Genomic DNA, 12,446 nt, shown 5'->3' on the forward strand with positions numbered 1-12,446 from the left:
ATCCTTCGACTCCGGCTCAGGATGACACTCCTACTACTAACTGCCATTTACCGTGATGATTCACAAAAGTAAAAACATTATTATTGTAAAAGGGTCATCCTGAGCGAAGTCGAAGGATCTGTATTGTATTGTTTTTTATAATAATTGGATATTCAAGAACTCTTAAACTCCAAAACCTACAATCTTAACTTAACTGAGAACCCAAATGCTCCCATTCCTGCAGGGCTACTTCTAATTCTTCTTTAGTTTTATTGTATTTTTCTAAAGTTTCTTCAGAAGGGTTTTCTTTTGCGAATGAAGCTTCCAGTGTTTCAATTTCCGCTTCAAGCTCAGAAATCCTTTCTTCTACTCTCTTTAATTTATTCTGAATATTTTTTTGTTCTTTGCTGACAATGGTTGATGATTTCTCTTCCAATTTTACTTCTTTGGGAGCTGGTTTTGCCTCAACTTTTACATCATCGCTGTGAAGTTTTGCTTTTTCAGCAGATATTTCCCTAAGGGTTTCCTTTTGTCTGTATTCAAGATATTCACCAACACTTCCCAGGAATTCTTTCATTCTTCCGTCACGGAATTCATAAATTTTATCACAGAGCCCGTCCAGGAATTCCCTGTCGTGAGAAATCACGATCAGTGTCCCTTCAAAATTCTGTAAAGCCAGTTTAATGATCTCCTTAGACTGGATATCCAAGTGGTTGGTAGGCTCATCCATAATCAACGTATTGAATGGACGAAGCAACAGTTTACAAAGGGCCAGACGGTTTCTTTCTCCCCCGGAAAGAACTTTTGTTTTCTTGGTTACTGCTTCTCCCTGGAAAAGGAAAGATCCTAAAAGGTCTCTTACTCTGGGTCTGGTTTCTTCCGTAGCTGCATCTTCAGCCTCTTCCAGAACTGTTTTATTCGGAGTCAGTACTTCTTCCTGGTTTTGGGCAAAGTATCCGATGTTGACATTGTGCCCTAAATTCCATGTTCCTGTATAATCTTTGATGTCTCCGGCAAGAATTTTAGCTAAAGTTGTTTTTCCCTGTCCGTTCTGTCCCAAAAGGGCAATTCTGTCTCCTCTCTGAACAATAAAATCTACATCGTCAAAAATTTGTTTTTTTCCGTAAGCTTTTCCTAAATGATTGGCCTCAAAAATAACTTTTCCGGGAACCATAGACTGTACGAAACGGATATTGAATTTTGAAACATCTTCATTATCCACCTCAATACGCTCGATTTTATCCAATTTTTTAATAAGTGACTGTGCGAAAGATGCTTTGGTAGCACTGGCACGGAACTTATTGATGTTATCTTCCATCTGCTTGATCTCCGCATCCTGATTCTTTTTAGCCTGAATCAGCTTTTCACGGCGCTCTTCACGCATGACAAGGTATTTGGAATAATTGGCTTTATAGTCGTCAACTTTTCTATTGTTGATGTCAAAAGTCCTGTTGCAGACAGCAGTCATAAACTGTTTATCGTGACTAACCAAAACAATAGCTCCGGGATAATCTTTCAGGAAGTTTTCCAGCCAGATGATGGATTCCATATCGAGGTGATTGGTAGGCTCATCGAGAAGCATGATGTCATTCTTCTGAAGAAGCAGTTTGGCCAGCTCAATTCTCATTCTCCATCCTCCGGAAAATTCATCTGTAATTTTATGGAAATCATCCGCTTTAAAACCTAAACCGAATAATATTTTTTCCATGTCGCCTTCCAGGTTGTAGGCGTCATGGTTCATCAGAAGATCATTCAGCTCTGTCATTTTGTTGATCAGATCTGTGTAGGCATCGCTTTCGTAATCGGTTCTTGTTGCCAGTTGGTGATTAACTTCTTCCAGCTCATCTTTCCATGCATTAATCTGCTCGAAAGCCTGCATTGTTTCGTTCCAAACGGTTCTTCCTTTTACAAAATCAAGATCCTGTTTCAAGAAACCGATAGTAACATTTCCCTCAGGTACCACGCTTCCTTCGTAGAAATTAATTTCTCCGGAAAGCATTTTCAGCAAAGTAGATTTTCCGGCTCCGTTTTTTCCAACGAGACCTACTTTATCATCCTTTTTAATGGTGAAATTTGTATTTTGAAACAGATAGTTTCCTGAATGATGTAATCCTAAACCTTGAACCGAAAGCATTTTGTTAAATAAAAATTAGTGATGAATAATGAATTTTCGGGTGCAAAAGTACGGAAAAAGAAATGAATAGCCCAGAAATAAAAAGTGTCAGCTCTGGAATACAGCAAAAAGGGATGTCCTGACAGACATCCCTTCGCAACCTAAATTTAAAACTGAAAAGTACTGATGTTATTAACTTAATTCTGTTCGGCAACATAGGACCTCATCTCTATGGTGCGGCTCCAGAGATTATTATTGGGGACATTGGTCCCATACATAAAGTCTGCAATAAAGCTGTCTTCGGGAAGATGCAGCTCGGTAAGAAGATTGGGATGGATTCCTTGGTCTGCGGATGTACTGCTGGGCACATTCAGTCCCATGTTGATCAGTTCCGCTTCTATCTCATCAGCTGATTTTTGTAATGCATCATCATGGTACAGCCCAAAGTTGGCTGAAATATGAGTATATCCTGCAAAACCTGCATAATCATAGTGGGGTTTCGCAGCAGGTGAAAAGTTTTTAACATATGCTGCAAGATCTGTATAAAAGACTTCCAGAAAAGTATCGTCTATGATTTCCAGACCTGAACCGGTAAGATCTGTACTGAAAATTCCGGACACAGCATTATTGGTTTCCTCCAGCATTATTCTGCCGTACACAAACGGAAGCGTATTAAAGACGAGGTCTCTGGAAACGTAAGCCTGGGTGAGAACGACTCCTTTTTCGATCTGAAAATCTGACAGAAGTGCATTCCAGATTTTACTTCCTTCGGCATCGGTTTTTGTATTTCTCACTTCTGAAACATAGGCCTGCAAATCGCTGACATTCATAAAATCGGTAGAAATATAAACTGATTGGGGAGCCTGAAGATACCCACCACCCACATCGGCATGAGCTCCGGGAACGAAAACTTCTTTCCATACGGAACCGGCTGTCTCAATTTTGGTATCCTGCGTATTTTTTGAATTTTCAAAAAATCCGGTGAGCGGAAAAAAGAACCTGCATTCATTCACCGCACACAGATGAAGGGCATTTTCCACTTCCTGAGGCAGACTCATATCGTATGTGTTAAAAGGCTTGGACTCCACGGTATCAAAAACACCTAAAAACTTTATGGTAACATTTGCTGCGGGATAATCTGCCACCAGCTGGTTACAGAATTCTCTTGCCAGCATACTTCCCCTGCTAAATCCATAGATATAAAAATGATAGTCAATATTTTTGTCATTAACTGTATTCTGCACAAAAGTATTGGCTTTCTGCAGCTTGTCATCCGAAGAATACCCTTGTGCATCCGGAGGGTTAGCGCAGGTTCCCATTGCAAAATTGCTGTCTTCCCCGCCAGTAATCGTTCCTATTCCTTCGACATATATTTTGCTGTTTCCGTTGAATAAATTGAAGAGTTTATAAATATTCGTCGGTGCTCCTTTATAGCTTTCATTGTTTGCTGAGGGTATATCGGTTGAGCCTGCATTGATCCCGTTATTTCCGGTACCGTCAAAAAAAATCCCGACAGGCCATACTGTATTGTTTTCCATCGCTGTGCTTGCTTTAATTGTTGAAAGTTTTCCAGTACAGCGTTTTTGAGTTCGGTTCTGCTTTGAAATCTGTAAAACTTATTTTTCAAATTAACGGAAGAAGGAAAAGCGATACTAGCGTGAAAAATACCAAATAAAAAAATCCGTAGAAATACGGAATTACATTTTATCAAGAGAATATATGTTGTTCACAACAGCATAAATAACAATGCCTACTGTATTTTTGGCCCCGATCTTTTCCAGGATTCGCTGGCGGTGGCTTTCTACCGTTCTGGGGCTGATGAAAAGCTTTTCTCCGATCTCATTATTGGTATATTCCTGACAGATCAGCTTTACGACATCTTTTTCCCGTTCGGAAAGCTCATCTTCCATTTCAAAAAGAGATTTCTTCTTTGCGGAACTGTTCATATAGGTAAACAGCATCTGATGGTCTTCTGCTGTAAAGAAAACTCCATTTTTGTAAACCATGGTAATGGCATCAATAAATGTTTTACGGTCTGAATTTTTAGGAAGAAAGGCTGAAACCCCCAGCTTAACCATATAACCTAAAATGGAGGTTTTGTAATGGGAAGAAAGAATAATGATCCTGAGATCGGGGTATTTTTCTTTAAGAATTTCCACAAGTTCAAAGCCGTTCATAGGCTGCATCTGTACATCAACAAGAGCTATGTGGGGAAAATCATCTTCGGAAAGGCTTCCCAGCTTTTCAATAAAATCCGGGCCGTTATTGGAGGTAAGACAGACGGATATATTCTTTTCATTCGAAAGCAGCATTTTTACCCCTTCCAGGATCAGCTGTTCGTCATCAATTAAGGCTATTTTGATTTGGGAGTTCATGGTTGTTTGGAATTAAAATGATTAAACGGCTTCCTTTATTCGGGGTATTTTTCCATTTATGGACAGCATTCATGGATTTTATTCTGGATTCAATATTTTTGATGCCCATTCCTTTTTTTACGAGATCATAATCAAATCCCTGTCCGTTGTCAGAAATAATGACCGCCATATGCCGGGGATAATCTTTAATGTAGATCCATAGGTCTGTAGCTGTAGAATGCTTAATGACATTGGTCGTAAATTCCTGAATGATCCGGTACAGCTGTACTTCTATAAAGATATCTTTTTTCTGATATCCCGGCATTACCCGCATAGAGATATTGATTTTATGGGAAAGGTTGGCAATCATCTCTTCTACATAGAGTACAAATCCTACCGATTCGAGGTTGACCGGATACAGGGAATGGGAAATACTCCGGGCTGCATCAATAAGAGACGACATCTGGCTGTAGATTTTTTTCTTGATGATTTCGTCCCCTTTCGTATCAAGGTTGTTGAGCCACAGGGAAAGGATATTGAGCCTGTTTCCGATATCGTCATGGATCATAACGGCTATTCTTTTTCTTTCTTCTTCCTGGGCTTTGATATTTTCAAGCACAAGTTTTTTCTGATGGAGCACCTCAGCTTCATGCTGAGCATTCTTTTCTTTGATAATCCGGCTGATAAAAGACCTGTAGGCTAAGAGAATAAAGGATACTATAACTGTTATGGTAACAATTATAAGGATCAGCAGGCTAATATTTAAGGTTACTTCTTTAATTTGATGAAGGTATATAAAAATGAACAGTATAAAATGCTTGACAGAATATTATTCACACTGAGAATAATTAAGTAATCATTTTCTGAAAGATTGGCGATCTGATGCTGGATAACAAAAATAAATACTGAAACTGAATAGTAGAAAAAAATACAGGCATCCACAAGAAGAAAACGGTTCTCCGCGGAAGCGCCTCTGATTTCCCGGATCAGGGTAAATCCTGAAAGACAGATAATGATGATATTTGATATTACTTTTACAATATCGCTGTTGAAGGGATCATCAAATCCATATTTCGAGATCATAAATCCGACTGCAAGAAGTGCTGTAATGCCTAAAAAGTATTTTGGAAGCCCGAGTTTCCGGATAAATAAAGCGGTGACCAGAAAAAATTCACCGGCGATATACAAAGGATACAGGAAAGAAGTATCATTAAAATTGAAAAGATAAGGCAGAGCCAAATTTAATAATTCGATAAAAAAAAGAAAAGCAATACAGTAAAAATATTGCTTTTCTTTGGTATTCAGTATACGGTATTTTGCTGCTCCCAAAAATGTAATGGACAGAAGCAGACCATAGTTCAGGAATAAAATTGCTTTAAAAAAATCTGTCATTCCTATTGATGCTACATATTAAGTTCCAAGCTCGGGAATACGGCAGACAGGCGGGCATGGTTTCGCCCAATCATAGGTATTTGAAATAGTTGCCACGTTGCTTCCCTCCTGTAAGAGTTCATGGAAAGAAATAAAGATCAGTGTTACCAGCATTCTTTGGTAAATGTCGTTATATCTGAGTCCAAAAGAGCATTTAATGCCTAAAATCTCCGGACTCGGGTGGGTAAGGTCTTCCATAGAAACATAAAATCTTCTGAAAATTCTTTCCCCTCCAAATTCATTGCATTCACGGAAGAACCATTCCATTCCTTCATCTCTCCAGCGTTCAATAGCATCTACAGCAATATCCTGGTCCAGAACCGGCTGTTCGGTTACCGGGACGGAGGTATTGGTATTGCCGTCTATTTTGGTAAGGTCGCTGGAAAGAACTGCATTTTTGGTAACCGTAAATTCTTTGGTTTCCTGCAGCCTGAGATCATACTTAAGAGGTCCGAGGGTAGTATACTGGTATTCGGTAATACTTTTATCCACATGTCCCTGTGCATCCAGAGGGAGAAAAATCAGGACCAAACTGCCGTTGAATACGCCGACTTCTGCGCACACATCCACATATTTGTTTTGTTGCTTGATTTTATCAATCTGTTCTGAAGAAAGTTCGAAAATGTAATTGGTAGGAATTAAATTTGCGATTCTGGGATAGTCTGACACACATCTGCCCCATTCGGCGGTGGCCAGTTTGTAATCGTTCTCATTCATAAGTTCATAGTTATTTAGTTGCATAAAATTATACAAACTAAATATCTTGCACAAATAATCGCATCATAAATTTATTATTCGTAAAATAAATTTAATTTTAGCCCATAAAAATTTCAGATTACAAAGCGATTAAGGATCAGCTGCCCTATTAATAATTCCTCACTGTGATGTGATAACAACTCTGCTGCCGTTCCCTGATGTAATAAATTCTCCCGGCATTGGCATAATACTTTAAAACTTTTTCCAGTGCGGCCTCCATTTTAGGGTTGTATTTCAGTACATCATTGAACCTGATATAGGAAATATCAAATGAATTGCCGTAGTTATGGGAACTTATTCCTAAAGACGCATTGGAATTCACTCTTCTCAGCCTGCATTGATCTTCCAGTGTTCTTGTGATGGATGAAACGGTAAAAGTATGACCTTTTGTCTGTTTACTGAACCTGGATGCGATATTTTCGAGGGTAGTTTTTGCTTTAGAAACCATATAAGGTCTGCTGTAATCGAGTTTCTGAACCCGGTATCCTTTTCCGGTCTTTTTTATTTTATGAAATTTTCCACTGCCTATATATTTTTGTACTGTTTTGGAATCTTTCAGCAGTTTTACATTAAAACTTTTGGAGGCATCCAGATGCGGTTTGTACAGAGCGGTAGGCTCTACTTTCAGGACCGAGGTCAGATCATAGCAGGGAAGTGCTTTTTTTGCTGCCTGCGGGTAATAAAAGCTATACATAAAGGGCACGAAGGCTACACAAAAATACTTTCTCATTAACCACACTTTTAAATTACTAAACGAAAGATAAACATTTATGATATACTATTCAACTTACTGAAAATGTCATTACAAAAAAATTCTCAACAAACATTAAACCAAATTACTAAATATGTAATTTTATATTAAGAAATCCTGAAACTTTTTTAAGTTTTATCTTTTTATTTCAAAATTTAAATTTTACATTTGAGATACATTTTAATAATAAACATATGATAAAAAAACTTTTTGCTGAATTTTTCGGCACATTTTGGCTTGTTTTCGGTGGCTGCGGAAGTGCAGTTTTTGCTGCCGGAGTTCCCGACATCGGTATTGGACTTTTAGGGGTTTCTCTAGCCTTTGGTCTTACTGTTCTTACGATGGCTTATGCTGTCGGACACATTTCTGGCGGTCATTTCAATCCGGCTGTTTCTTTCGGACTTCTGGCTGGAGGGAGATTTTCGGCTAAAGATCTTATCCCTTATGTTGTATCACAGTGTCTTGGAGCTCTTCTTGCTGCAGGATGCCTGTATGTAATTCTTAATGGCTCAGGAGCTGTAGACTTTTCGAAACCGGGGGCATTTGCTACCAATTTCTATGGAGAAGCAGTCTACAACGGAAAGGCATTCAGTATGGGAGCGGCATTCCTTGCAGAGTTTTTATTAACAGCTTTCTTCCTGATTGTTATTATGGGAGCTACAGACAAGTGGGCTAACGGGAAATTTGCGGGTATTGCCATCGGTTTGGCTCTTACCCTGATCCACCTTATTTCCATTCCTATTACCAACACTTCGGTAAACCCGGCCAGATCGCTTTCACAGGCTGTTTTTACAGGCGGACTCGCGATGTCCCAGCTTTGGCTGTTCTGGGCAGCACCTATTTTAGGCGGAATTACAGGCGGACTGATCTACAAGTTCCTTCTTCAGAGAGATACTATTGAAGTTACTGATTAACATTAATTTTAATATTTATACAAAATCCTGTCGTCTGGCAGGATTTTTTTTATGTTGAGAATCATTCGTTTGTAAACAAATTTTAGTTTATTCCTTCTCATTTACGGGGCTGTTGCTGTTTTACATTTATGAAAAGAACAGAAACAGTTACTGGATAATCTTCCACATTTGCTAGTTACTCTTTTGGCAGGTAAATAATAAGCTTCAACTTTAGTTAAGATTAAATAAAATAATAACTTAAAATTTAACTAAAATGAAAAAAATTCTCTTTTTACTATTCTTTGTATTGATTTGCGAAAACCAATTGACCGCACAAAGAAATACAGCTCCCGCACCAACTTATAACATCACGGTTACCAGAAATGATATTTTTGGCGAAAATGTACCCGGTCATGCCCATACGGATGTTAAATTTGACATTAAAATCGGGTCCAATGAACGGGTCGCTACACCTTTTCCTCCAGATATCAGTACATTCAGAACTTATAACTTTCCTGTAACTTTCACACTTCCCGGAGGAACTCCCCCAATCAGATACGGCAAAGTAAGCTTTAGCAATCCGTCTACATTATACAGCGGATATTACCCGCTTCCAACTGCCATTGGAGACCACACTACAATTCCTTCAGATCCCACTATGATCTATTATCCGGGTCAGTTTGGATATGGCGTAGACATTACCTGCACAGGCCCTAATCAATATCTCATAGGTGTTACCAGGTTTGAATGCTATATATGTGTTCCGGGTGGTGGCACAGTATCAAAACAGGTAACATCACAGCCTAAAACAGCCATAGTATCAAATCCTGATATGGGAATAAGCGAACTTTACTATACAGCTGCAGACAGAGAAACTGTTTCAGTACGTGTTATTGACCTTAACGGTAAAACTGTGAGAGCATATACTACGGATATAGGAGCCGGACAAAATAAACTGCCGATTGATCTTCAGAATCACCCGGGAGGCACATATCTTGTTAAATGGAGCTCCAGCACCGGCGCAAACGGCACATTAAAAGTGGTGAAAAACAAATAACCATGGTTTAATACTTATACCCGACTCCTGTAGAAATGCAGGAGTTTTTTATTTATTTTTTCCTGATTTCAAAAGGATTTCTGAAAATAAGTTCTTCCTGCCTGCCTTTGATCTCCATTTTACGCTGGAGTAAATTCAGGGCCATTTTCCGGATAAAAAGATCTTTGTCAGTCAGTTTCCAGTAAGGATCCTCATGGACTCTTTTGGGCTTGCGTATAAGATAGAATTCAGTTTCCCAGGCATCTGCATTGTGGTAAAATTCAATAATCCCGCAATGCTCCGGAATCAGACTATGCTCTATCATGCCCATGGGGAGCAGAAAGCTGAAGGCATTGCAGATATAGTCGCCGCATGAGATCTTATCATGTTTCAGGAATTTCTCACCGGTATCTTTATTGAGGTACGATTTTTTGAAATCGTTTTTGAAATCACTTTTTGAAAGCTTAATTTCAATTTCATGGCTAAATCCTTCAGCATCTATCAACAGCATATCCGCTTCCCAGTCGGCCTGGAAATAATTCGTCAGTACGATCTCTTTTTCGAAATCGCAGTGGGAATGGATGTATGCGTGAACAAGCTCTTCTATTTTCAGCATTACAATTAAAATTTTTTAATTAAGTTTACTTTTTTTGAAGCTCTACTATCCCATAGTGCAGCCATATTCCAAATACACCTGTTTTGGTAACATACTTTTCATCTTTTCCAAATGTGACGGAAGTACCGGGCTGTGTCTGGCAAATAAAAAAATGTCCACCATCTATGCAATTCATTTTCCCGGCTTTATGCAGATTTGTCCAGCCGAATTCTTTATAGGCATCACGGCCATTTTCCACATCAAATATGAATCTCTTAATCGTAACCTCATCTTTGCCTCCATCTCTTTTTGAGGTCATAGACCACCGTACCAGATCAGATTTTTCTTTAGCAGGAATTTCGTCTGGATCAGCATCTTTAATTCTCGAAACTACTAAAGTATCTGTAATCCCGGCAACTCCGTTATTGATTTCATTTACCAGGTAGGTTCCGGACCAGATATCTTTTCCGGCCGTTTTTTGTGCTGACAAAAGGCCGGATAAACTTATGAGCAGTAAAAAGAAATTTTTCTTCCAGTCCATCGTAAAAATCTTTATCTGTTTATTTCTGATATCAGGAGACCAATAAGCTGCATCCGCGGATATCGGAATGATCTATTCTTCCGAGCACCTGGAATGTATCTCCCGGAAGGATTTTCCCCAAGTCCTGCGTTGCTATAAAACAACAAGAATGGATATTGGCAAGATCTATAATATTTATCGCTCCGGTTCTTCCCTCTTTTTCGTAGGAAAAAGGGTCTTCTGCATTCCGGACCATTATCTTCATCCAATTAGGGCATTTATATTCATTGTTTCCAAGAGAATAGGCTTGCGAAAGCAATTCTGTCATTGAATATTCTGAGTAAATTTTTTCTGTTTTAAAGCCATTCTGCAGAATCTTCAACAGCTCATCTTTGGTCATTTCTTCTTTTCTTCCCTTCATACCCCCTGTTTCAATAATCGTCAGGTTCTGAGATCCGGAAACTGAAAGGTTCAGAGATTCAACGGAATCCAGAAAGTCCAGCAGGGCAAAAGATACTCCGAAAAGAATGACTTTTTTGTCTTTCAAAGTGCTTAAAAGCTGAAACAATTCTGAATGGTTGTAAAGAAAATATCCGTTCTCCGGCTTAGCAGATTTCTTCATGAGATAATCCACCATATAGATCAGTGAAGAGTTCTTCTTTTCCAGATAGCTTGGAAGCAGACCGAGAAAAATAAAATCTTCCGGTTTTCCTATAAACTGTTCAAAGCTTTTATAGATACTTTCTTCATAGACCGCCGGATCTGCAATAAAATGTTTCGAAAGATTCATCTGGGTGGTTCCTGAACTCTGAAAAAACAGATCAGCCGATGTACTTTTGTCTAAGATCTGATGGTTTTTAAACATTTCTATCGGCAGGAAAGGAATTTTTTCCAGACTGCGAACCTCATCCGGGTTTATTTTCAGAAAATCCACGAACTTTCTATATATCCCAACATTTTCATACTGATAATGAAAAGCTGCCAATGATGCATCCAGGAAATCCTGTTCTGTCTGTATGCTGAATATATTTTTCAATTTTTGGGGATTTTTTTTAAAGCCATTACCAACTCATAATGAATCAGTTATACAAAAGACTGTTTTTTTAATTTTTTTTTAATCTAAGATTTACACTTTGGTAAACTTCTTGCAATCGTTAATTCGGAATATGGATTAAAAACAAGAGTGGACCTTGGTTCATTCGGAAATTACCTCTCTCAGGGGTAATTTTTTTTTGTTCCGTCCGCAAAGGTTTTGAGTTCAAATTCCTGCTCAAATACTCCATAGGTAAAGTAGGAAATCCAATCACCCAGATTAATGTATTTTGCTTCAGAATCAAGATCCAGCACCATCGGAAGGTGGCGGTGGCCATAAATAAAATAGTCAATTTTCTGAGTCTTCAGCTTTTCTTTTGAATAGATAACGAGAAATTCTTTATCTTCTCCTAAAAATGCTTTATCTTCTTCTCCGGAGATCATTTTATTTTTCTGTGAAAGATACAGTGCCACCTTCATGGCAATATCGGGATGAAGCCATTTGAAAAACCATTGTGCCACAGGATTTGTGAACAGTTTTTTCATTCTTTTGTAACCTTTATCGCCGGGCCCCAGGCCATCTCCATGAGCCAGCAGAAACTGTTTTCCGCCCATTTCAAAATACTGCTTCTTATAAAAAACGGTACATCCTATTTCTTCTTCCAGATAATCTTTCATCCACAGATCGTGGTTTCCCACAAAGAAATAGATATGAATTCCGCGGTCTTTCAGTTCGGCTATTTTTCCGAGAACACGCACATATCCTTTAGGAATAACGTGCTTCCACTCGTGCCAGAAATCAAAAAGATCACCCATCAGAAACAAAACCTGGGCATCTTCCTTAATCTCATCCATCCAGCGTATAAATTTCTCTTCACGCACTTTGCTTTCCTTCGGTGTAGGAGCACCAAAATGCTGATCTGAAGCGAAATATACTTTTTTTCCAGGTTCTAAATTAATAATCGTTTTTAACACCGGTCTGAATT

Annotated in this window: 13 protein-coding genes; 2 read left to right on the forward strand and 11 right to left on the reverse strand. The window is 38.7% G+C overall.

Going from position 1 to position 12,446, the window contains the following annotated elements; translation table 11 throughout:
• Positions 1 to 184: 184 nt before the first annotated feature.
• From AC4IFE_RS18940 to AC4IFE_RS18970, 7 genes are all read right to left on the reverse strand, one after another.
• Positions 185 to 2,113: an ABC-F family ATP-binding cassette domain-containing protein gene (locus AC4IFE_RS18940; protein WP_490758680.1), complete on the reverse strand. Its 1,929-nt coding sequence runs from the start codon at positions 2,111 to 2,113 to the stop codon at positions 185 to 187.
• Positions 2,114 to 2,289: 176 nt separating this feature from the next.
• Positions 2,290 to 3,630: a T6SS phospholipase effector Tle1-like catalytic domain-containing protein gene (locus tag AC4IFE_RS18945; RefSeq protein ID WP_490758681.1), complete on the reverse strand. Its 1,341-nt coding sequence runs from the start codon at positions 3,628 to 3,630 to the stop codon at positions 2,290 to 2,292.
• Positions 3,631 to 3,789: 159 nt separating this feature from the next.
• A complete protein-coding gene (locus tag AC4IFE_RS18950) occupies positions 3,790 to 4,467 on the reverse strand; it encodes a response regulator transcription factor (protein ID WP_490758682.1) in 678 nt (225 codons plus the stop codon).
• Positions 4,436 to 5,065: a sensor histidine kinase gene (locus AC4IFE_RS18955; protein ID WP_490758683.1), complete on the reverse strand. Its 630-nt coding sequence runs from the start codon at positions 5,063 to 5,065 to the stop codon at positions 4,436 to 4,438. The genes AC4IFE_RS18950 and AC4IFE_RS18955 overlap by 32 nt, the downstream gene beginning before the upstream one ends.
• A gap of 149 nt (positions 5,066 to 5,214) precedes the next feature.
• Positions 5,215 to 5,838 (reverse strand): hypothetical protein, encoded by a 624-nt coding sequence (locus tag AC4IFE_RS18960; protein ID WP_490758684.1) that lies wholly within the window; start codon positions 5,836 to 5,838, stop codon positions 5,215 to 5,217.
• Between the two features lie 18 nt (positions 5,839 to 5,856).
• Positions 5,857 to 6,594 (reverse strand): hypothetical protein, encoded by a 738-nt coding sequence (locus AC4IFE_RS18965; protein ID WP_490758685.1) that lies wholly within the window; start codon positions 6,592 to 6,594, stop codon positions 5,857 to 5,859.
• A gap of 148 nt (positions 6,595 to 6,742) precedes the next feature.
• Positions 6,743 to 7,363 (reverse strand): DUF5715 family protein, encoded by a 621-nt coding sequence (locus tag AC4IFE_RS18970; protein WP_490758686.1) that lies wholly within the window; start codon positions 7,361 to 7,363, stop codon positions 6,743 to 6,745.
• A gap of 218 nt (positions 7,364 to 7,581) precedes the next feature.
• Between AC4IFE_RS18970 and aqpZ the strand changes: the two genes are divergently transcribed.
• Together aqpZ and AC4IFE_RS18980 are read left to right on the forward strand one after the other, a co-directional pair.
• Positions 7,582 to 8,298, forward strand: coding sequence for an aquaporin Z (aqpZ, locus tag AC4IFE_RS18975; protein WP_490758711.1), 717 nt, complete (start codon positions 7,582 to 7,584; stop codon positions 8,296 to 8,298).
• A gap of 253 nt (positions 8,299 to 8,551) precedes the next feature.
• The gene (locus AC4IFE_RS18980; protein ID WP_490758687.1) at positions 8,552 to 9,334 is read left to right on the forward strand and encodes a T9SS type A sorting domain-containing protein; all 783 of its coding nucleotides are present in this window, start codon (positions 8,552 to 8,554) and stop codon (positions 9,332 to 9,334) included.
• 52 nt (positions 9,335 to 9,386) lie between these two features.
• Here AC4IFE_RS18980 and AC4IFE_RS18985 read toward each other — a convergent pair whose 3' ends face one another.
• The 4 genes from AC4IFE_RS18985 to AC4IFE_RS19000 all read right to left on the reverse strand — a co-directional run bounded on the left by AC4IFE_RS18985 (position 9,387) and on the right by AC4IFE_RS19000 (position 12,435).
• Positions 9,387 to 9,929 (reverse strand): hypothetical protein, encoded by a 543-nt coding sequence (locus tag AC4IFE_RS18985; protein ID WP_490758688.1) that lies wholly within the window; start codon positions 9,927 to 9,929, stop codon positions 9,387 to 9,389.
• A 25-nt stretch (positions 9,930 to 9,954) separates the two neighbouring features.
• Entirely contained in the window at positions 9,955 to 10,449 is a 495-nt protein-coding gene (locus AC4IFE_RS18990; protein ID WP_490758689.1) for a phosphate ABC transporter permease, read from the reverse strand.
• A gap of 31 nt (positions 10,450 to 10,480) precedes the next feature.
• On the reverse strand, positions 10,481 to 11,464 hold the full coding sequence (locus AC4IFE_RS18995; protein WP_490758690.1) for a LuxE/PaaK family acyltransferase: 984 nt from the start codon (positions 11,462 to 11,464) through the stop codon (positions 10,481 to 10,483).
• A 179-nt stretch (positions 11,465 to 11,643) separates the two neighbouring features.
• A complete protein-coding gene (locus tag AC4IFE_RS19000) occupies positions 11,644 to 12,435 on the reverse strand; it encodes a UDP-2,3-diacylglucosamine diphosphatase (RefSeq protein WP_490758691.1) in 792 nt (263 codons plus the stop codon).
• Between the last annotated feature and the right edge of the window lie 11 nt (positions 12,436 to 12,446).

The organism is Chryseobacterium sp. UF-81 (genome assembly GCF_058245105.1).